The sequence below is a fragment of the Thiomonas sp. TH-17 genome (assembly GCF_057473305.1).
Map to the genome: position 1 here is coordinate 24,005 of NZ_JBYCKI010000209.1, position 20,076 is coordinate 44,080.

The following is a 20,076-nucleotide window of genomic DNA, read 5'->3' on the forward strand; positions in this document are numbered from 1 at the left end:
CGTTTCCATACATTGGTAATCCATGAACACCGACTCCGCCCGCGCCGCGATCCTGGCGCAGATTCGTGCCCGCCAGGGGCGACCGGCCGCGCTGCATGACCTCGAGGCGGCCGATGCCGAGGTCGATATCGGCCGTCATGTGCGCGGACCGCAGCCGGCGATTGCCGACCGCATAGCGGGCTTCACCACGCAGGCGCAGGCGCTGCAAACCAGCGTGGCTCGCGTCGCCCGCGCGCAGGACGTACCGCTCGCGGTGGCGGCTTATCTGCGCGAGCAGGCCTTGGGTGTGCAGGGCGTGGCCTGGGAAACTTTGGCCGATCTGCCTTGGGTCGACGCGGGCGTGACCCTGGAGTTCCGCCCGCCGCGCGATGAAGACAAGCTCGGCATCACGGGTTGCTTCTGCGCGGTGGCCGAGACGGGTTCGCTGGTGTTGGCGAGTTCGCCCAGAACGCCGGCTTCCACGCATCTGCTGCCGGAGACGCATATCGCCATCGTGCCGGCCAGCCGCATCGTTGCTGCACTGGAAGATGCCTACGCGCTGCTGCGCGCCGAGCTGGGTGAATTGCCCCGCGCGCTTTCCACCGTGTCCGGGCCGTCGCGCACGGGCGATATCGAGCAGACTATCGTGCTGGGCGCGCATGGCCCGTACCGCGTGCATGTGGTGATCGTCGATGCGGCGTGACGCCAGTGCTGCGGCCACGGCGTTGCTGAGCCTGCTGCCGGGTCTGGCATCGGCCGCCACCGTCCAGGCCGGCCCCGACCCGGCGACGCTCCCCCTGTGGTGGGGGCTGCCCTTCGCGGCCATGTTGTTGTCCATCGCGCTCATGCCGTTGTTTGCGGCGAAGGTGTGGCATCACCATCAGGGCAAGATTGCGGCGGGCTGGGCTGCGCTGTTTCTCATTCCCTTCGCCATGAGCTTCGGCCTGCAGACCACCTGGGACGCCGCACTCCACACCCTCCTGCACGAGTATCTGCCCTTCGTCATTCTGCTCACCGCGCTCTATACCGTGAGCGGCGGCATTGCGGTGCGCGGCAATCTGCATGGCAGCCCCGCGCAAAATACGCTGCTGCTGGCCATCGGCACGGTGCTGGCCAGCATCATGGGCACCACCGGGGCGGCGATGCTGATGGTGCGCCCGGTTATCCGCGCCAACGATGGCCGTCGGCACAACGCGCATGTGCTGGTGTTCTTCATCTTTCTGGTGGCCAACGCCGGTGGCGCGCTCACGCCGCTGGGCGATCCGCCGCTGTTTCTCGGCTTTCTCAAGGGCGTGGATTTTTTCTGGACGTTCAAACACCTGCTGGCGCCCACGGCTTTGCTCTGCGCCCTGCTGCTGGCGATGTTTTATGTGCTGGATCGCTGGTTCTGGAGCAAGGAGGCCGAACGCCCCGCCATCGACCCCACGCCGGACAGCCCGCTGGGCATCATCGGCGCGTGGAATGTGCTGTGGCTGATCGTCATCGTCATCGCGGTGCTGCACAGCGGCCTCTGGAAACCGGGCATCACCGTGCCGATACTCGGCCAGAGTCTCGATCTGCAGAACCTCACGCGCGATGCGGTGCTCGTCATCGTGGCGCTGTTGTCGCTGGCCACCACGCCGTGGCAGGCGCGACATGAAAACCAGTTCACCTGGGGGCCGATGATCGAGGTGGGCAAGCTGTTTCTCGGCATTTTTCTCACCATCATTCCGGTCATCGCCATCCTGCGGGCGGGCGAGGGCGGGTCACTGGCCGGCCTGGTGAGACTGACCACGGACGCGCAGGGCCAGCCCATTGCCGCAGCGTATTTCTGGCTCACCGGCGTGCTGTCTTCCTTTCTGGACAACGCCCCGACCTATCTGGTGTTCTTCAATCTGGCGGGGGGCGACGCGGCGCAGCTCATGGCCCATGTCACCACCCTCATGGCGATTTCGGCCGGGGCAGTGTTCATGGGCGCGGTCACCTATATCGGCAACGCGCCCAACTTCATGGTCAAGGCCATCGCCGAGCATCGCGGCGTGCGCATGCCCTCGTTCTTCGGCTATATGGGCTGGTCGCTGGCCATTCTGATGCCGTGCTTTCTTCTCCTGACCGTGGTGTTTTTCCGATGAGCAAACTTGTTGCTGATGGCCCGCTGCGCGTGCTGGTGGCGCGCGCCGTGTTTCCCGACGTCATCGAGCCGCTGCGCGCCGTGGCCGAGGTCGAAACCACGCCCGATGACGCCATCGCCACACCCGAGACGCTGCGCCAGCGTCTGGCCGACAAGCACGGCGCCTTCATCACCGGCAGCGAGCGCATCGACGCCGCCTTGCTCGACGCCTGCCCGCAGCTCAAGGTCGTGAGCACCATGACCGTGGGCGTCGATCACATCGATCTGGCCGCTTGCGCCGAGCGCGGCGTGACCGTCACCCACGCGCCCGACGTGCTCACCGAGACCACCGCCGATTTCGGCTTCACCCTGCTGTTGGCCGCAGCCCGGCAGTTGGGCGACGCCGAGCGCTATCTGCGCGCCGGGCAGTGGAAAAAATGGAGCGTGGATCTGTTCGCCGGCGCGGATGTGCATGGCGCCACGTTGGGTATCGTCGGCATGGGGCGCATCGGCCAGGCCATTGCGCGGCGTGCGGCGCATGGTTTCAATATGCGCGTGCTCTATCACAACCGAAAACGGCTGGCCGCGCACATCGAAGACGATCTGCGCGCCAGCTATCGCGAGCTGCCCGAGCTGCTGCGCGAAAGTCGGCATGTGCTGCTGGCGCTGCCTTACAGCCCCGCCGCCTATCACCTCATCGGTGCGACTGAGCTGGCGCAGATGCAGCCCGGCGCCACGCTGGTCAACATCGCCCGCGGCGGCGTGGTCGACGAAACCGCGCTCGCCCACGCCCTGCACAGCGGCCATCTGGGCGCCGCCGGGCTGGATGTGTTTGAGGGCGAGCCCGCCGTCAACCCCGCGCTGCTGGCCGCGCCGCGTCTGGTGCTCACGCCGCATATCGCCAGCAGCAGCATTCCCACCCGCCGCGCCATGGCGCAGCTTGCTGTGGACAACCTTCTCGCGGTGCTGCAAGGCCAGCCGCCCATCACGCCCGTGGCCTGAGCTATGTCGATAGAAGTGATCTTGCTGGTTTTCGTCGGGCTGTTGTGGCTCGTGGTGCTCGGTCTGGGCTGGGCGCTGCTGTCGCGTCTGCGCGGTCTGGCCGATTTGCGCCGCGAGATTGGCGCGGAACTCGCCCCCCAGATGGAGCGCCTGGAACGCGAACTGCGCGGCGCGGTGCAGGCCAGCGGCCAGAGCCTGCGCACCGAGCAGGCCGGGCAACTGGCGCAGTTCCAGCAGATGCTGCTCAACCAGCAGGGCGAGAGTACCCGCACGCAAAACGCCCAGCTCGACGCCGTCAACCTGCAACTGCAAAGCCTGCAAAAGGCCGTAGGCGACACCCTGGTGCAGCAGGTCGGCCATCTCACACAGACCAACACTCAAAGCCTGCAATCGTTGCAGGCCCAGCTCATCGAACGGCTCGAAGCCTTGCGCAACACCACAGATCAGCGCCTGATCGAAGCGCGCCAGAGCGCCGAGCAGGGCCAGACCGCCATGCGCGAAGCCACCGAGCTGCGCCTCACCGAGCTGCGCCAGTCCACCGACAAGAACCTGGCTGAGATGCGCGGCACGGTCGAGCTGCGCCTGCGCGAGCTGCAGGCCGACAACGAGAAAAAACTCGAACAGATGCGCGCCACCGTGGACGAGAAACTGCACGCCACGTTGGAGCAGCGGTTGGGCGAGAGCTTCAAGCAAGTGGCCGAACGGCTGGAGCTGGTGCACCGCGGCCTGGGCGAGATGCAGACCCTGGCGCAAGGCGTGGGCGACCTGCAGCGGGTGTTCACCAACGTGAAATCGCGCGGCATCTTCGGTGAAATCCAGCTTGCCGGTCTGATCGAGCAGGTGTTCACCCCCGAGCAATACGGCGTGAACGTCGAAACCGTGCCCGGCAGCAACGCCCGGGTGGAATACGCCATTCGCCTGCCGGGCAAGGGCGATGGCCCGCTGTGGCTGCCGATCGACGCCAAATTTCCCCGCGAAGACTACGAGCGTCTGCTCGACGCGCAGGACCGCGCCGACAAGGTGGAGGCCGAAGCCGCCGCCAAGGCGCTCGAACTGCGCTTGCGCGAAGAAGCCAAGACCATCCAGAGCAAATACATTGCCGCGCCGCACACCAGCGACTTCGGCATTTTGTTCTTGCCCACCGAGGGCCTGTATGCCGAGGCGCTGCGGCGGCCCGGGCTGGTGGAGGCGCTGCAGCGCGAGCACCGCGTGATGCTCGCAGGGCCCACCACCCTGCTGGCCTTGCTCAACAGCCTGCACATGGGTTTTCGCACCCTGGCGCTGGAACAACGCTCGACCGAGGTGTGGAAAGTGCTCGGAGCGGTGAAAACAGAATTCACAAAATTCGGCGACGTTCTTGCAAAAACGCGCAAGAAGCTCGACGAAGCGAGCAATACCATCGGTGCGGCTGAAACTCGCACCCGCGCCATGACGCGCCAGCTCAAGCAGGTGGAAGCGCTGCCGGTCGATCAGACGCAAACCCTGCTGGGTTTGACCGAGGTCGACACCGACGATCACGAAGACGCGGTATAAACCCTGCATCGATTTTTTTGCGCCGCAGGCATTCCGCCGTGCGGCCTTTCCGTTTTTAGGCTCCCATCATGCAAGCACAAGACATCAGTCTCGACGTTCTGGCGGAGAAATACGCCAAGGGCGATGAGCGCACCATCGCAGACATTCACGCGCGCGTCGCCCGCGCCCTGGCGGTCGAAGAGGCTGACCCGGTCCGCAGCGAAGGCATGTTCCGGCAGGCGCTCGCGGACGGCTTCGTGCCCGCCGGACGCATCATGTCGGCGGCGGGCACCGACATCCAGGCCACGCTGATCAACTGCTTCGTCCAGCCCGTGGGCGATTCGGTGTCGGACGACAAGGACGGCAAACCCAGCATCTACAAGGCGCTGGCGCAGGCCGCCGAAACCATGCGGCGCGGCGGAGGCGTGGGCTACGACTTTTCGCGCATCCGCCCGGTGGGCGCGCATGTCGGCGGCACCCACAGCCGCGCCAGCGGCCCGCTGTCGTTCATGCGGGTGTTCGACGCCTCCTGCGAAACGGTGGAATCGGCTGGCAGCCGCCGTGGCGCGCAGATGGGCGTATTGAGAGCCGACCATCCCGACATCGAGGCCTTCATCCACGCCAAAGACCAAGGCGCGTTCAAGAACTTCAATCTGTCGGTCGGCGTGAGCGCCGCGTTCATGCAGGCGGTAGAAAGCGACGCGCAGATCGATCTGGTGCACAAGGCCAGACCGGGCGACGATCAGCTCGCCGAAGGCGCGCATCAAAGGGCCGACGGCGAGTGGGTGTATCGCAGCGTGCGGGCGCGGGCGCTGTGGGATCAGATCATGCAGTCCACCTACGACCACGCCGAGCCGGGCATTCTGTTTCTCGACACCGCCAACGCCGATAACAATCTTTATTACTGCGAAACCTTCGAGGCGACCAACCCTTGCGCCGAGGAGTTCCTGCCCGACTACGGCTGCTGCTGCCTGGGCTCGATCAACCTCACCCGTTTTGTGCGCGATCCGTTCACGCCGCAGGCGCGGTTCGATGCCGAGGGCTTCCAGGCGGTCACCCGCGTCGCGGTGCGCATGCTCGACAACGTGCTCGACGTGACCTACTGGCCGTTGGTCGAGCAGCACAACGAGGCGCAGAACAAACGCCGCATCGGCCTGGGCTTTCTCGGCCTGGGCGATGCCTGCGTGATGCTCGGCCTGCGCTACGACAGCGACGACGCCCGCCGCTTCGCTGCCGACATGGCCCGCACCCTGCGCGACGCGGCCTATTCCGCCTCGGTCGATCTCGCAAAGGAGAAGGGCGCCTTCCCGCTATTCGACGCGAAGAAGTTCCTCGACAGCGGCTTCGCCAAGCGGCTGCCCGAAGCCCTTCGCGCCGACATCGCCGCGCATGGCATCCGCAATTCGCACCTGCTCGCCGTGGCGCCCACCGGCACCATCAGCCTGGCCTTTGCCGACAACGCCAGCAACGGCATCGAGCCCGCCTTCTCCTGGGTCTACACCCGCAAGAAGCGCATGGCCGACAACACCACCCGCGAATACGAAGTGGCCGATCACGCCTGGCGCCTCTACCGCAGCATGGGCCACGACATGAGCGATCTGCCGCCCGCCTTCGTCACGGCGCTGGAGATGTCGGCCGCCGACCACATGAAAATGCTGCAGGTCGTGCAGCCCTTCATCGACACCAGCATCAGCAAGACCGTCAACGTCCCGGCCGACTACCCCTACGACGACTTCAAGGATCTGTACCTCCAGGCCTGGAAGGCCGGACTCAAGGGCTTGGCCACTTACCGCCCCAACGCCGTGCTCGGCGCGGTGCTGCAAGCCACACCAACACCCACGCCCGCCACCGCCCCGGCGGCTGCGGCGGCAACTTCAACAGACATCGACCCGCTGACCCGCCGCATTGAGGGCCGCCCCTCGGGCGATCTGCAGGCCGTGACCAGCAAGATCAGCTACATGACCTCCGAAGGGCAGAAGACCGTCTATCTCTCCGTCTCCTTCGCCGAAGTGGAAGGCCGGGTGAACGGCGAGGCGGTGCGCATCGAGCGGCCCATCGAGTTCTTCATGCCCGCGGGTCAGCGCGACGAAGGCCAGCAATGGATCGCTTCGAACATGCGGCTGCTGTCGCTGGTGGCGCGCTCGGGCGGCTCCATCGCCAAGAGCCTGCAGAACATGCGCGAAGTTGTGTGGGACAAAGGCCCGGTGCGCTGCGGCGAAGTTATCAAGTCAGACGGCAGCCGCGCGCCGCGCTTCCACCAGTCCGAAGTCGCCGCCATCGCCTACGCCCTGCAGGAACTGCTGCGCCGCCGCGGCTATCTCGACGCCTCCGGCCGCGAACAAACGCTGCTCTCGCTGGCGCAGCGCGCCCACGTTCCCGAAGCCCTGCGCATCGACCTCGAATCAGCCGATTCCTCGCCCGACCTGCTGCCCGGCGGCCGCATCTGCCCCGAATGCGGCGGCCCCTTCCTGCGCCGCGTCGATGGCTGCGACCGATGCGAAAACTGCGGATATATCGGAAGCTGTGGTTGAGGAGTTGGGGGGTAGACGACTGCGCAATTGCGCGTTGATTTTCATGCTACGGGGCTATACCCCGGGTTTTCCGGGTTCTTCATGACAGGTTTTTATTTTTCGAGCTCTCCCTGTAAGGAATGTGCGCTGCCCGCGACCAATGGGCATGAACCCCACTCCATACACATCCCCACATGCCCTGGCCCGGCGCCAAGCCCTGCAACTGGGCGGCGTAGCCATTGCGACCGCACTCACCATGCGGACAGCTCGATCCCAAAGCGCCCCTGACCTGGTGGACGCACCCGCTGCTCCCCTGGCGCTGCGCGTGCTGGGCTCCGGTGGACCGGGTGCTACCGGTCGAGCAGGCGCCTGCTACGTGTTGCTGCTCGATGGTGTTGCCCGCATCCTGCTCGATGCAGGTCCAGGTGCGTTCGCCAGACTGGGTGAAGCTCATCTGAACATTCGGCAACTGGACACGGTTTTGCTCACCCACTTGCACGTCGACCACGTGGGCGGCTTGCCGGGGCTGATCAAGGCGCGCTCGGTGTCGTCGCGCAGGCGCATTCACTTCTCGGTGTTCGGTCCGGAAGGACACAAGGCTCAAAGCCAAGACGAGGGCAGTTTTCCCAGCACCACGCGCTTCATGGATTTGCTGTTTGGTCAGGCGGGAGCGTTCGGATATTTGCGCGACTTTGCCGCCCCCATCACCATTGATACGCGCAATGTGCGCCATGCGGAACAGGTGGCAACCCTAGTGGAAAAGGATGGGCTGCGCATCCAAGTCGCTTCAGGTCACCACCGCGACGCGCCCTCGTTGATATACCGCGTCGACTACAAAGGCCACAGCGTGACCTTCAGCGGCGATATGGATGCCGAGGGTCATAGCGCCCTGGTGCGTTTGGCGCGGGGCAGCGACTTGCTGGTATTCAATGCGGTGGTACTGGACCCGCCGGGCTCACCCGAAATCTTGTACACCCTGCACACCGCCCCTGCCGACATAGGGCGTCTGGCGCAGCAGGCAAATGTGCGGCAGCTGCTGCTAAGCCACCTCAACCCCACGATGGACAACAACAGGGAGGACGTGCAGGCGTCGATTGCGCGCAGCTACGCAGGCCCTGTGCAGTGGGCCACCGACGGCATGCAGGTCGCGGTGCGGAACACGCTTTGATCGTACTGTGTCGCGCAAACAGCCGCACAAACAGGCGAGGCTGCAACTTCTGCGGCATAGCCAAGCTCGGCAGAAAACCTGGGGTCATGTCCAGCTTGGTAGCATCCCGCCTCCGGTATCCGTCAAGCCCGCGGCCCGTCCTCACGGTTCTAGTCGCGCCAGACCGGCTTCCAGCGGGAGCGCGCCGCTGCTTTTCACGGTGCGGATGGCAAAGCTGCTGTTGATGTCCTGAACGGCGGCCAGGGCCTGAAGGCTGCGCACGAAGCGTTCGTAGCCCGATAGATCGGGCACGACGACTTCGAGCAGGTAGTCGAAGGCGCCCGAGACGACGTGGCACGCCACGATGACGGGCAGGGCCTCGATCTCGCGCTCGAAGGCGCGGACGGCGTCTTCGCGGTGGTGTTGCAGCCGCACGCTGACGAATACGGTGGTGCCCAACCCCAGGCGCTTGCGGTCGAGCTCGGCGCGATAGCCACGGATGAAGCCTTCCTGTTCGAGGCGCTTGACGCGGCGTGCGCAGGGCGAGGGCGACAGCGCCACGCGCTCGGCCAGTTCGGCGATGGTGAGGTTCGCATCGGTCTGCAAGAGGCGCAGCAGGGCGTGGTCGGTGGAGTCGAGCATGATGTCTGGGGCGCGCCGTCCAAGTCGTTCGCGCCATCGCGAGTCCCTGGGGTGATCTTGGTGTGAGGTTCTATTTCTCGGATTTTGCTATTAAATCAGCAAAAAAAACCAAAATACTTTTCCGGTCGATGAAAGTCGCCTTCTTTCGTCGCATTCTGAGCCGGAAAATGGCGATCTCACGATTGCTTCTTCCACCTCATGTCCGCCCACTCTTCCGCACCGCACCGGCCTTCGCTGGACCCCGCTCAGGCCTCCACGTCCCTGGGCGTTGTCGCCCTGGCGGTCACCATCTGCATCTGGGCCGGTTTTTTCGTCTCCCTGCGTGCGGGGGCGCAGGCGCATCTGCCCGTGGCGGAGCTTGCGCTATTGCGTTTCGGCCCGTCGGGGCTGCTGTTCGCGCCCTTGTTGTGGCACCGCCGCCGCCGCATCTGGGCGGTTGGCGCGCCCAGCCTGATGGCCATGATCGTGGGCGCGGGGCTGCCCTATTTTCTGATCGTGGGAGAAGGATTGCGCTTCGCGCCAGTGAGCGACGGCAGCACCCTGGTTCCGGGCACCATTCCGCTGGCGGTGGCGCTGCTGCTGCACCTTCGCGGCCAGCCAACCGCCTTGCCTCAGTGGAGGGCGCTGGGCGTGATCGGCTTGGGCGTGCTGATGATGCTGGCCTTCTCCTTCTGGCATGGCGCGCCGGGGTTGTGGCGTGGCGAGCTGATTTTTCTGCTTTGCAGCCTGCTGTGGGCCAATTACACCGTGGCGTTGCGCCACAGCGGGCTGACGCCGCTGGAGGCGGCAGCCTTGTTGTCCACCGGCTCCCTGCTGGGGCTGCTCGCGTGGTGGCCGTTCTCGCCCGAGCTGCAAAGTCTGCAGGCGCTGCGTGCGCTGCCCGCGCAAGCGCTGTGGATGCACGGCCTGATTCAGGGTGTTGGCGTCGGGCTGATCTCGACCTTCACCTATGGGCTCGCGATTACCCGTCTGGGAGCGCAGCGCGCGGCTGTGGGCGGCGCGCTCACCCCGGTTGTGGCGACGGTGCTCGCCTGGCTGATCCTCGGCGAGTGGCCGCAGCCCGCGGCGCTGGTCGGCATGGCCCTGATCGTCTTCGGCGTGGTGCGGCTCAACCGCCTGCCGGTGCCTTGAAGAGGTAGAGGCCGTGGGCTAAGGCAGGTGCAAGTAAAAGCTTGCGGTCTGGCTTCGTAGCGCCTCGCCCCCGGCTTCAGTCAAGCCCGCGGCGGGATTTCGATTTTCACTTCCAGCACATCCAGCGTGTCCTGGCGTTCAAGCTTGACCTGGATGTCGTTGCTGTCGATCTTGACGTATTTCGAGATCACGTCCACCAGTTCGCGTTGCAGTGCGGGCAGCCAGTCGGCGGGGGCGCCGTTGCCGCCGCGTTCGTGCGCGAGGATGATTTGCAGCCGTTCTTTGGCAACGGTGGCGGTTTTCTTTTTTTCGCCCAGAAAGAAAGAGAGGAATGACATGGTGCGCCCCTCCCTCAACCGCCGAACAGGCGCTTGAACAGGCCCGGCTTCTGATAATCGGTGAAGCGCATCGGCTTGTCTTCACCGAGGAAGCGGGCCACCACGTCCTGATAGGCCTCGGCCACGTCGCTGCCGGTGAGGTGAATGGCCGGCGTGCCTTGGTTGGAGGCCTGCAGCACCGATTCGCTCTCGGGAATCACGCCGATGAGCTGGATGCGCAAAATGTCCTGGATGTCGGTGAGCGACAGCATCTCGCCGTCGTTGACGCGCTTGGGGTTGTAGCGGGTGATGAGCAGATGCTCGCGGATCGGCTCGCTGCCTTCGATGGCGCGTTTGGTCTTGCTCGACAGCATGCCCAGAATACGGTCGGAGTCGCGCACGGACGACACTTCCGGGTTGGTGACGATGAGGGCCTCGTCGGCAAAGTGCATGGCCATGAGCGCGCCACTTTCAATGCCTGCCGGCGAGTCGCAGACGATGTAGGTGAAGCCCATCTCGTCAAGCTCCTTGAGCACGTTCTCCACGCCTTCCATGGTGAGCGCGTCTTTGTCGCGGGTTTGCGAGGCGGGAAGGATGAACAGGTTGTCGCACTGCTTGTCCTTGATCAGCGCCTGGGTGAGCTTGGCCTCGCCCTGAATGACGTTGATGAGGTCGTACACCACGCGGCGCTCGCAGCCCATGATGAGGTCGAGGTTGCGCAGGCCGACGTCGAAGTCGATGACGGCGGTCTTGTGGCCGCGCAGGGCCAGGCCGGAGGCGAAGCTGGCGCTGGTGGTGGTCTTGCCCACGCCGCCTTTGCCCGAAGTCACCACAATGATTTTCGCCATGAGTTCTGTCCTTCTTGAATTATTTGAGTGCCAACGGTTCGATCAGCAATTGTTCGCCCTGCAGCCGCACGGTGGTCGGCTTGCCGCGTACTCCGGCGGGAAAGTCTTGTTCGGCGGTGCGGTAGATCCCGGCGATGGCGACCAGCTCGGGCTCGAAGCTGGTGCAGAAAATCCGCGCCGCGGTGTTGCCGCGCGCTCCGGCCAAGGCTCGGCCGCGCAGCGCGCCGTAGATATGCACATGCCCTTCGGCCATGACTTCCGCGCCGTGGCTGACCACGCCCTGGACGATGAGGTCGCCGGGGGAATAGATGCGCTGACCCGAGCGCAGCGGGCGGTCAATGAGCACCGTGGGCAGCGTTGCGGGGGCGGGTTCTATGGCGACTGGGGTGTCGGCAGGGACGGAGGGCAGCGCCGCGGCTTGAGGCTCGGCGCTGGGCGCCGCATCGGCGGGTGTCGTTGCGGGTGCGGAGGCGGCTTCGGTGGATTCGGCGCTCTCGGCCGGTTTGCGCGGGTCTCGACCGGCATCGCGGCTGTCGAGCAGGGGCAGATCGCTGGCCCCGGCCCAGGTTTGTTGCGCGGCTTGCGCCACCACGCCGAAGGGGCGCATTTTGAAGCGGCGAAGCAGGGCGGCGAGTTCGTCCAGCGGCAGGGTGGCGTCGTCGGCCAGGCGGCGCAGGTCGATGGCCACGGCCTCACCCGAGAAAAACTCAGGTGCGGCGTCGAAGCGCTGCTGCAGCGCCTCGGTCAGCGCGGCGAAGTCGGGCGTTTTCACCACCAGATGCACAGCGTCGATGGCGCCGCTGCGAAGTTCAAACAAGGTGGTTTTGGAACGGGACATGGACAAACAGGGCGACTGCGGGTGTGAGGAAAAAACGAATCCGGCAATCGTAGTGGATCGGTGCGGACGGCCGTCGATGCGTTCTCAGGCGTCCTGCAGCGCACCGTTCACCAGCCGAAGCTGGCGCTGGCAGCGCGCGGCCACCGTGGCGTCGTGGGTGACGATGATGACGGCGTCGCCCTGCGCACGCGCCACGTCGAGCAGCAGGTTCAGCGCCACCGCCGAGGCTTCGCTGTCGAGGTTGCCCGTGGGCTCGTCGGCAAGCACGAGTTGCGGCTGAGTGACCAGCGCGCGGGCAATGGCCACGCGCTGACGTTCGCCGCCCGAAAGCTCGCCCGGGCGGTGCTGCAGCCGCGCGCCCAGGCCCATGCTCTGCAACATCTGTGCCGCAATGGCATGCGCCTGCTCGGCCGGAGTGCGGCGAATGCGCAGCGGCATGGCCACGTTGTCGAGCGCGCTGAATTCCATCAGCAGATGATGAAACTGGTAGACGAAGCCGACATGCTGATTGCGCCACGCGCCCTGCGCCTTGGGGCTCATCTGCGCCCAGTCGCGCCCGCAGACCTGCACGCGGCCGCCGTCTGCCCGGTCGAGCCCGCCCAGCAGATGCATGAGCGTGCTCTTGCCCGACCCGGACGCGCCGATGATGGCTAGGGTCTGGCCGCCGTCGAGGCGCAGATTCACGTCCTTGAGCACTTCGACGGCCTGCGGCCCTTCGGTGTAGCGCTTGCTGACCTGTTCGGCCAGCAGGATGGGGTGGGTCATGGCGGATGCGGACTCAAAGCGGGCCATGCTAGTTCAAACCCATCAGGCCAGCTTGTTGTCGGCGACGTGATAGCGCGGGTCTTCGAGCAGGTTGACCTCCACGCTGTCGCCGGCTTTTTCGAGCAGCTCGCGGCAGTCCGGGCTGAGGTGGCGCAGGTGCAGGCGCTTGCCCTCCTGCCGGTAGCGTTCGGCCAGGCTGTCGATGGCGACGATGGCCGAATGATCCTTCACCGTGGCGCGGGCGAAATCGATGATCACGTCGTGCGGATCGGTTTTGGGCTGGAACAGCGCTTGAAATGACGCCGTGCTGGCGAAGAACAGCGTACCTTCGAGGTCGTACACCTTCCAGCCCTGCTCATTTGTCGAGGCGTTTGCACGCATGCGCTTGGCCTGTTCCCAGGCGAAGACCAGAGCGGCGATCACCACGCCCAGCACCACGGCAATGGCCAGATCGGTGAGCACGGTCACCACCGTGACGCCGATGATGATCACCGCATCCGCGCGCGGCACCTTGTGCAGCACCCGCAGGCTGCCCCACTCGAAGGTCTTTTCAGCCACCACGAACATCACGCCGATCAGCGCCGCCAGCGGAATGCGCTCGATCCACTCCGACGCGAACAGAATGAACGACAGCAGCGCCAGCGAGGCCACGATGCCCGACAGCCGCTTGAGCGCGCCGTTGTTCACATTGATCATGCTCTGGCCGATGAGCGCGCAGCCGCCCATGCCGCCGAAGAAGCCCGTCACCACATTGGCCGCACCCTGCGCCATGCACTCGCGGTTGGGTCGGCCGCGGGTGTCGGTCATCTCGTCGATCAGGTTGAGGGTGAGCAGCGACTCGGTCAGCCCGATGATGGCCAGAATGAGCGCATAGGGCACGATGATCTGCAGGGTGTCGAAGTTGATCGGCACGCTCGGAATGTGAAAGCTCGGCAGGCCGCCGCCAATCGAGCCCATGTCGCCCACGGTCTTGGTCTGCAGCCCGAAGAATTCAACCAGCCCCGCCACGATCAGAATGGCCGCCAGCGGCGAGGGGATGGCCTTGGTCAGCCGCGGCAGCAGATAGATGATGGCCATGGTCAGGGCGATCAGCCCGATCATGGTGAACAGAGGCACGCCGGTCATCCAGTGCAGGGCGCCGTCCGGCCCGGGGCTTTTGAGCTGCCCGAGCTGGGCGAGAAAGATCACGATGGCCAGCCCGTTGACGAAGCCGAGCATCACCGGGTGCGGCACCATGCGGATGAGCTTGCCCAGCCGCGCCGCGGCAAACAGCATCTGGAACACGCCCATCAGCACCACCGTGGCGAACAGATACTCCACGCCGTGGCGCGCGACCAGCGCCACCATCACCACCGCGAGCGAGCCGGCCGCCGCCGAGATCATTCCCGGACGCCCGCCGAACACCGAGGTGATGAACGAGACGATGAACGCGGCATAGAGCCCGGTCAGCGGCGAAACCTGCGCCACGAGTGCGAAGGCCACGGCCTCGGGTACCAACGCCAGGGCGACGGTCAACCCGCTGAGGACATTGGTTTTGATCAGGGCGGTGTTTTCAGACATGGCAGCGGCTGCGCCCATCGAGGGCGCAGCATCGTGAAACCGTGGAGGACGGCGGAGAAGCGAAAGGGGAGAACTGGAGGGGTGATTCGCCGAGGGGCAGGCCGACGGCTTGCCGACGAAGCGGCGCAGTCTACCAAGCGCGCCGGAAAACATGAATCGGCCTTATTGATCCGGCTTGGAGAGCGATGAAGGGCTCATGGCCAACGCGGTGCTGCGGCCTCTCCCCCTCCCAACCGCCCCCACGCCGTTGTGGAGGAGTGTTTACTCCCTCTCCACTTGTGGGGAGCGCCGGGGCGGGGCGGCGCGGTCTCAAACTGCACCGTACCGCATCAATAGCCCCCGAGCTGCGGAGCGTATTCGGGCACCAGCGCGTGCAGCGCGGTCTTGATCTGCGCGGGTGACTGAGCGCCGCTGGCGGCGATCCAGGCTTGCAGTGCTGGCAGGTCGAGCGCCTCCAGCTCGGCTTGACGGGCGACCCGCAGTTTGGGATGGGGCGTGGGCAAGGTGGTTTCGTCGTCGGCCAACAATTCTTCGTAGAGCTTTTCGCCGGGGCGCAGGCCGGTGAAGTGAATGGGAATTTCTTCCTCGGTCTTGTTCGAGAGCCGGATCATCAGGCGCGCCAGATCGACGATCTTCACCGGCTCGCCCATATCGAGCACGAAGATGGTGCCGCTTTCTCCCATCAGCCCTGCCTGCAGCACGAGCTGCGCGGCTTCGGGAATGGTCATGAAGTAGCGCACGATCTCCGGGTGGGTCACGGTGACCGGCCCGCCGGCGGCGATCTGCGTCGCAAAGCGCGGCACCACGCTGCCGCTCGATCCCAGCACATTGCCGAAGCGCACCGCGCAGCAATGCGTGTCGGGGTGCTGCGCGGCGTGCGCCTGCAGCGCCAGCTCGGCCAGCCGCTTGCTCGCGCCCATCACATTGGTCGGGTTCACCGCCTTGTCGGTGGAGATGAGCACGAAGCGCTGCGCGCCGCAGGCAGTGGCCGCGCGTGCCGCGCCCAGCGTGCCCAGCACATTGGTGCGCAGCGCCTCGATGGCGTTGTCGTCTTCCATCAGCGGCACGTGCTTGTAGGCCGCGGCGTGCAGCACCACGGCGGGGCGGTGCAGCCTGAACAGGTCGAGCAGCCGCTCGGGCTCGCGCACGTTGGCGGTGTAGTAGCGCACGGCCAGCTCGGGAAAGCGCGCCTTGAACTCCTGCTCCAGCGCATAGATGGCGATTTCAGAGGAGTCGATGCACACCAGTTGCCGCACACCGAAGCGCGCAATCTGGCGGCACAGCTCCGAGCCGATGCTGCCACCCGCGCCGGTAACCAGCGCCACCTGACCCGCGAGCAGGCTGGAGAGGCCGCGCACGTCGAGCTGCACGGCGGCGCGCCCCAGCAGGTCGGCCAGCTCGACCTGGCGCGGCGCCTGGGCGCTGCCCCCGCTGCCGCCGCTCTGCAGCCAGTCGTCGGCGCGCGGCAGGGTGAGCAGGGCGAGGTGCGCATCGCTGGCCTGCAGCAGCAGCGCGCGGCGCGCAGGGCTGCCGGGCTCGCTGGCGATCAGCGCATGGCTGACGCCCTGCGACTGCGCCACCCGGGCCAGATCGTCCACGGTGCCGGCCACCCGCACACCCTGCACGCTGCGGCCCACTTCGCCGGGGTTCGGACTGATGAGGGCGGCCACCTGCCAGCCCTTGCTGGAGCGCAGGCTCTGCAGCGCGCGCGCGGCGTCGTCGAGCGTGCCCAGCACCAGCAGCGGCTTGCCTTGCGCGGTGGAGCGGGTCAGCCGCCCTTCGGCCAGAATGCGCGCCGCCAGCCGCAGGCCGAGCAGCGCGGCACCCGCGAACAGCGGATGCAGCAGCACGATGGAACGCGGGAAATTGGGCAGTCGCAAGAGCAGCAGCACGGCCGCCAGCGCCAGCGCCGCCACGATCATGGCCGACGCCAGCCGCTTGAACTCGGGCACGCTGGTGTGCCGCCACGGCGTGCGGTAAACGCCCAGCCCGGCCAGCGCCGCCACCCACACCGCGGCGGCCAGGGGCGTGCTGATCCACAGAATCTGCGCCAGGTTGGCCGGCGCGTCATTGCGCAGCAGGCTGAAGCGGAACAGGAAGGCCAGCAGCCAGGTGAAAGCGACGAGCAGGGCGTCGGCCGCCGCGGGGCGCCAGGTCGCCCGGGTTGAAAAACTCATGCAGCACTCCGTGTCGCCACGCCCAAGCCGCGCGCCACCAGTTCGCACACCCGTGCGCGCTGCGCGGCGCTCATGTTCGAGCCCGAGGGCAGGCAGACGCCGCCTTCGAACAGCGCGCGGCTCACATCGTGGGGAATGGGCCCCGAGGGTCGGCCAGCCGACCCGCCCCCCGAGGGGGTCAAGGAAACTTGGGGCGGCCCGGCGTTTCCGTGGGCGGCATGGGCAAAGTAGCGGCAGCCCGCGTACAGGGGTTGCAGATGCATGGGCTTCCACACCGGCCGGGCCTCGACGTTGTGGCGTTCGAGAAAGTCGAGCAGGGCATCGCGGCGCGCTTGCGCATCTTCGCCTTCAAGCACGAAGGCCGACAGCCAGCGGGTGGAACGATGGCCCTCGGGCTCGGCCATCCAGCGCAGACCGGGCACGGCAGAGAGCGCGTCGCGATACTGCGCGAACACCTCGCGGCGGCTCTGCACCCGCTGGTCGAGCACCCGCAACTGACCGCGGCCGATGCCCGCCAGCACATTGCTGAGCCGATAGTTGTAGCCGTCTTCGACGTGCTCGTAATGCCGCGCCGGTTCGCGCGCCTGGGTGGAGAGTCTGCGGGCGTGGTCGATCAGCGCCGCGTCGTCGCTCACCAGCATGCCGCCGCCCGAGGTGGTGATGATTTTGTTGCCGTTGAACGAAAACACCGCGAGCTTGCCGAAGCTGCCGCTGGGGCGTCCGTGATAGGTCGCGCCGAGCGATTCGGCGGCGTCTTCAAGCATGGGCACGCCATAGCGTTCGAGCAAGGGGACGATCTCGTCCATCTCGGCGCTCTGGCCGTAGAGATTGACGACCACGGCGGCCTTGGGGGTGACGCCTTCTGCCTGCAACGCCGCCAGCGCCGCGGCCAAAGCCTGCGGCGACAGATTCCAGCTCTGCGGCTCCGAATCGATGAACACCGGCGTGGCGCCGAGCTGCTTGATGGGGTTGGCGCTGGCGACGAAGGTCAGGCTGGAGCACAGCACCACGTCGCCCGGCCCCACGCCCAGCAGGCGCAGCCCCAGATGCAGCGCCGCCGTGCCCGAACTCGTGGCCGCGGCGTGTTGCACGCCCACGCGCGCCGCCAGCTCGCGCTCGAAGGCGTCCACATGCGGGCCGAGCGGCGCGATCCAGTTGCTGGTGAAGGCCTCCTGCACCAGTGCCACCTCGTCTTCGCCCAGATGCGGCGACGACAGATAGACGCGCTGCGACAGCTCGCGCCGCGTCACCAGATCGACCGCGCGCCCGGCTGCGTCCACCACCGGCACATGGTCGATGCGCTGCGCGTCCATCAGCGCCAGCACGTCGCGCTGGCTGGCCTGCAGGCTCACCGTATGCGGCGGGTGCGCAGGCAGGGCGGACAAGGGCGCCTCGTTGCTCACCGCGGCCAGCGCGGCGCGGCGCAGGTCGCCGTCGGTGACGGTGCGCAGCAGACGCCCCTGGTCGTCGGTCACGAGCAGAATGCCCTGCGCCGTGGCATCGAGCCGCGCCAGCGCCTCGTGCAAGGTGGCGCCGGGGGGCAGGCAAAGCGCGTTGAAAGCGTTGAGATTCATGCCGAAGCTCCTTGAAGGGGGCGGGCCGGTACACCGGCCCAGGCCTCGCCGTCGGGCAGGTCTTGCAGCAGCACCGCGCCCGCGCCCAGCGTAGCGCCCGCGCCCACGCGCAGATTGCGCAGCACCGTGCTGCCCGCGCCCACCAGGGCGGCTTCGCCCACCTGCACCGCGCCGCCGAGGCGTACGCCGGGGGCCACATGCGCCCAAGCGGCAATGCGGCAGTCGTGATCGACCACTGCCCCGTGATTGACGATGACGCCCATGCCCAGTTCGGCCATCGGCGCAACGACGCACTGCGCCGTGATCAGGCAGCCCGCCTGCACGCGCGCCGAGGCCGCCACGCTGGCGCTGGGGTGCACGATGGTGGCCAGCGGCCCGATGGACGCCAGCCGCGCCGCCTCGTCGCGCCGTATCGCGTTGTGGCCGATGGCTACATGCACCGCGCGCGGGCCGGGCAAGGCGCTGGCGTCGTCGATGGAGAGCACCGGCACGCCGGGCAGCAGTTCGCTGCCCCAGGTGGCCGCGTTGCGGTCTGAGGCGACCACGCGCGCAAACGCGCCGCTCAACAGCGCCGCGTCAGCCGCCACGCGGCCGTGGCCACCCGCGCCAAACACGATCAAGACAGGTTTCTCTGAGGATGGGGACATGAGGATTTCAATAACGATTGACCTTGTGCAGCAGATCGCCAGAAGGGTAACGGCCCCCTGACGCGCTGCGCATGTCTCCCCCCAAGGGGGTGTCAATTCCTTCGGAGCGGCCGTGCGGAACTGACAAGGGCAGAGTGGCCAGCAGATGCGCGATGCGCGCGGCGCTGCGGCCGTCGCCATAGACATTGTCTTGCGGGTGCGGCCAAGGCCCGAGCGTGAGCGCTTGCCGCACGGCGGCTTCGATGGCGCTGGCCTGCGGCGGCACGTCCACCGTGTTGGCGTTGCGCTCGCGCAGGTTCTGGCGGCTGCCGACGTTGACCACCCGCGCGCCCAGGCTGGCCGCCTCGATGATGCCCGACGACGAATTGCCCGCCAGCACCGCGGCGTGTCGCAGCGCGACCAGATAGTCGGCGCGCGGCAGATGGGTGATGCGGTGAAACCCCGGCCAGTGCTGCGCCCGCAGCAAGGCTTCGATGTGGCCCGAACCCGCGTCGGCATTGGGCGCCAGCCACACTACGCTGAACGCCGACCCGGCCCCGGCGGCCCGCAGACCGTCAAGCAGCGCCTGGGTCTGCGCGGCGGCGTCGTCCGCCTCCTGCACCACGGGGTGGAACAGCACGAGGGCATAAGGGCGCACGGCCAGGCTCCCCCTCCCGGCCTCCCCCACAAGTGGAGGAGGAGCAAGTCCGCCTTCTGCAGCATCCGTGCTCACTCCCCACGCGCGGGGAGGGTTGGGGTGGGGAGTCTGCCGCGCCAGCGCCGCCTGCAAGGCATGCAGCGCAGCTTCTCGCGGAAGCTGCCGCACATCAGACAGATCGTCCAGCCCCGGCGCGCCCACCACATGCACGCGCTGCGGGTCTTCGCCCATCGCGATGAGGCGCTCGCGCGACTGCGCCGTGGCGCAGAAATGCAGCGCCGCCAGCTTGCTGATGGCATGGCGCACCGGCTCGTCCACCGTGCCTGAGCGCTCGCCACCGTGCAGGTGGATGGACGGCACGCCCAGATGCAGCGCGGCCAGGGCCCCCGCGAGCATTTCGCCCCGGTCGCCCAGCAGCAGCAGTGCGTCGGGCTGCTCGGCCTGCAGCACCGGCGCCAGTCCGGCGAGCGTCTGGCTGATCGCCCGCGTCATGCCTGCGCCGTCACGCGCGCCCACATCACAGGGAATGCGCGCTGCGATGCGCAACCCGCTGGCCGCGATGTCGTCCACCGTGTGGCCGTAGTCGGGGTGCAGATGCATGCCCGTGACCGCCACCGCAACCTCCAGCCCCGGATGCGCCGCAGCCGCGTGCAAGGTCTGGCGCATCAGCCCGAAGTCGGCACGGGTGCCGGAGAGATAGA

The 20,076-nt window shown here is 66.9% G+C and carries 17 protein-coding genes; 7 read left to right on the forward strand and 10 right to left on the reverse strand.

Annotation, left to right across the window (positions count from 1 at the left end; genetic code table 11):
• Positions 1–22: 22 nt before the first annotated feature.
• The 6 genes from AC2VLV_RS12555 to AC2VLV_RS12580 all read left to right on the forward strand — a co-directional run bounded on the left by AC2VLV_RS12555 (position 23) and on the right by AC2VLV_RS12580 (position 8,260).
• The gene (locus AC2VLV_RS12555) at positions 23–682 is read left to right on the forward strand and encodes a LutC/YkgG family protein (RefSeq protein WP_486990304.1); all 660 of its coding nucleotides are present in this window, start codon (positions 23–25) and stop codon (positions 680–682) included.
• Positions 672–2,090, forward strand: a complete 1,419-nt coding sequence (locus tag AC2VLV_RS12560) for a sodium:proton antiporter (protein ID WP_486990305.1) — start codon at positions 672–674, stop codon at positions 2,088–2,090. Before AC2VLV_RS12555 ends, AC2VLV_RS12560 begins: the two co-directional genes overlap by 11 nt.
• Positions 2,087–3,070, forward strand: coding sequence for a 2-hydroxyacid dehydrogenase (locus AC2VLV_RS12565; RefSeq protein ID WP_486990306.1), 984 nt, complete (start codon positions 2,087–2,089; stop codon positions 3,068–3,070). The genes AC2VLV_RS12560 and AC2VLV_RS12565 overlap by 4 nt, the downstream gene beginning before the upstream one ends.
• Before the next feature lie 3 nt (positions 3,071–3,073).
• Positions 3,074–4,603 carry a DNA recombination protein RmuC gene (locus AC2VLV_RS12570; RefSeq protein WP_486990307.1) on the forward strand — a complete coding sequence of 510 codons (1,530 nt, stop codon included), beginning with the start codon at positions 3,074–3,076 and terminating at the stop codon, positions 4,601–4,603.
• Positions 4,604–4,671: 68 nt separating this feature from the next.
• Positions 4,672–7,113, forward strand: a complete 2,442-nt coding sequence (locus tag AC2VLV_RS12575) for an adenosylcobalamin-dependent ribonucleoside-diphosphate reductase (RefSeq protein ID WP_486990308.1) — start codon at positions 4,672–4,674, stop codon at positions 7,111–7,113.
• 145 nt (positions 7,114–7,258) lie between these two features.
• Positions 7,259–8,260: an MBL fold metallo-hydrolase gene (locus AC2VLV_RS12580; RefSeq protein ID WP_486990309.1), complete on the forward strand. Its 1,002-nt coding sequence runs from the start codon at positions 7,259–7,261 to the stop codon at positions 8,258–8,260.
• 141 nt (positions 8,261–8,401) lie between these two features.
• On the opposite strand, the gene AC2VLV_RS12585 is transcribed toward AC2VLV_RS12580, so the two are convergent.
• Positions 8,402–8,881 carry an Lrp/AsnC family transcriptional regulator gene (locus AC2VLV_RS12585; RefSeq protein ID WP_486990310.1) on the reverse strand — a complete coding sequence of 160 codons (480 nt, stop codon included), beginning with the start codon at positions 8,879–8,881 and terminating at the stop codon, positions 8,402–8,404.
• A gap of 198 nt (positions 8,882–9,079) precedes the next feature.
• Between AC2VLV_RS12585 and AC2VLV_RS12590 the strand changes: the two genes are divergently transcribed.
• A complete protein-coding gene (locus AC2VLV_RS12590; RefSeq protein WP_486990311.1) occupies positions 9,080–10,012 on the forward strand; it encodes a DMT family transporter in 933 nt (310 codons plus the stop codon).
• Positions 10,013–10,092: 80 nt separating this feature from the next.
• Here AC2VLV_RS12590 and minE read toward each other — a convergent pair whose 3' ends face one another.
• From minE to AC2VLV_RS12635, 9 genes are all read right to left on the reverse strand, one after another.
• Positions 10,093–10,350, reverse strand: coding sequence for a cell division topological specificity factor MinE (gene minE, locus AC2VLV_RS12595; RefSeq protein WP_486990312.1), 258 nt, complete (start codon positions 10,348–10,350; stop codon positions 10,093–10,095).
• Between the two features lie 14 nt (positions 10,351–10,364).
• Complete coding sequence (minD, locus tag AC2VLV_RS12600; RefSeq protein ID WP_486990313.1) at positions 10,365–11,177, reverse strand: septum site-determining protein MinD; 813 nt, start codon at positions 11,175–11,177, stop codon at positions 10,365–10,367.
• Positions 11,178–11,196: 19 nt separating this feature from the next.
• Complete coding sequence (minC, locus tag AC2VLV_RS12605) at positions 11,197–12,015, reverse strand: septum site-determining protein MinC (protein ID WP_486990314.1); 819 nt, start codon at positions 12,013–12,015, stop codon at positions 11,197–11,199.
• An 84-nt stretch (positions 12,016–12,099) separates the two neighbouring features.
• A complete protein-coding gene (locus AC2VLV_RS12610) occupies positions 12,100–12,780 on the reverse strand; it encodes an ABC transporter ATP-binding protein (RefSeq protein WP_486990315.1) in 681 nt (226 codons plus the stop codon).
• A gap of 42 nt (positions 12,781–12,822) precedes the next feature.
• The gene (locus AC2VLV_RS12615; RefSeq protein ID WP_486990316.1) at positions 12,823–14,340 is read right to left on the reverse strand and encodes a SulP family inorganic anion transporter; all 1,518 of its coding nucleotides are present in this window, start codon (positions 14,338–14,340) and stop codon (positions 12,823–12,825) included.
• 329 nt (positions 14,341–14,669) lie between these two features.
• Entirely contained in the window at positions 14,670–16,517 is a 1,848-nt protein-coding gene (locus AC2VLV_RS12620; RefSeq protein WP_486990317.1) for a polysaccharide biosynthesis protein, read from the reverse strand.
• Positions 16,514–18,091 carry an aminotransferase class I/II-fold pyridoxal phosphate-dependent enzyme gene (locus AC2VLV_RS12625; protein ID WP_486990318.1) on the reverse strand — a complete coding sequence of 526 codons (1,578 nt, stop codon included), beginning with the start codon at positions 18,089–18,091 and terminating at the stop codon, positions 16,514–16,516. Before AC2VLV_RS12625 ends, AC2VLV_RS12620 begins: the two co-directional genes overlap by 4 nt.
• Entirely contained in the window at positions 18,088–18,738 is a 651-nt protein-coding gene (locus tag AC2VLV_RS12630) for a NeuD/PglB/VioB family sugar acetyltransferase (RefSeq protein ID WP_486990319.1), read from the reverse strand. Before AC2VLV_RS12630 ends, AC2VLV_RS12625 begins: the two co-directional genes overlap by 4 nt.
• Before the next feature lie 7 nt (positions 18,739–18,745).
• On the reverse strand, positions 18,746–20,076 hold a 1,331-nt coding region (locus tag AC2VLV_RS12635), incomplete at its 5' end, for a UDP-N-acetylglucosamine 2-epimerase (RefSeq protein WP_486990320.1).

Coding starts and splice junctions, on each gene's coding strand:
- AC2VLV_RS12555 (WP_486990304.1), top strand. CDS start 23: ATGAACACCGACTCCGCCCGCGCCGCGATCCTGGCGCAGATTCGTGCC.
- AC2VLV_RS12560 (WP_486990305.1), top strand. CDS start 672: ATGCGGCGTGACGCCAGTGCTGCGGCCACGGCGTTGCTGAGCCTGCTG.
- AC2VLV_RS12565 (WP_486990306.1), top strand. CDS start 2,087: ATGAGCAAACTTGTTGCTGATGGCCCGCTGCGCGTGCTGGTGGCGCGC.
- AC2VLV_RS12570 (WP_486990307.1), top strand. CDS start 3,074: ATGTCGATAGAAGTGATCTTGCTGGTTTTCGTCGGGCTGTTGTGGCTC.
- AC2VLV_RS12575 (WP_486990308.1), top strand. CDS start 4,672: ATGCAAGCACAAGACATCAGTCTCGACGTTCTGGCGGAGAAATACGCC.
- AC2VLV_RS12580 (WP_486990309.1), top strand. CDS start 7,259: ATGAACCCCACTCCATACACATCCCCACATGCCCTGGCCCGGCGCCAA.
- AC2VLV_RS12585 (WP_486990310.1), bottom strand. CDS start 8,881: ATGCTCGACTCCACCGACCACGCCCTGCTGCGCCTCTTGCAGACCGAT.
- AC2VLV_RS12590 (WP_486990311.1), top strand. CDS start 9,080: ATGTCCGCCCACTCTTCCGCACCGCACCGGCCTTCGCTGGACCCCGCT.
- minE (WP_486990312.1), bottom strand. CDS start 10,350: ATGTCATTCCTCTCTTTCTTTCTGGGCGAAAAAAAGAAAACCGCCACC.
- minD (WP_486990313.1), bottom strand. CDS start 11,177: ATGGCGAAAATCATTGTGGTGACTTCGGGCAAAGGCGGCGTGGGCAAG.
- minC (WP_486990314.1), bottom strand. CDS start 12,015: ATGTCCCGTTCCAAAACCACCTTGTTTGAACTTCGCAGCGGCGCCATC.
- AC2VLV_RS12610 (WP_486990315.1), bottom strand. CDS start 12,780: ATGACCCACCCCATCCTGCTGGCCGAACAGGTCAGCAAGCGCTACACC.
- AC2VLV_RS12615 (WP_486990316.1), bottom strand. CDS start 14,340: ATGTCTGAAAACACCGCCCTGATCAAAACCAATGTCCTCAGCGGGTTG.
- AC2VLV_RS12620 (WP_486990317.1), bottom strand. CDS start 16,517: ATGAGTTTTTCAACCCGGGCGACCTGGCGCCCCGCGGCGGCCGACGCC.
- AC2VLV_RS12625 (WP_486990318.1), bottom strand. CDS start 18,091: ATGAATCTCAACGCTTTCAACGCGCTTTGCCTGCCCCCCGGCGCCACC.
- AC2VLV_RS12630 (WP_486990319.1), bottom strand. CDS start 18,738: ATGTCCCCATCCTCAGAGAAACCTGTCTTGATCGTGTTTGGCGCGGGT.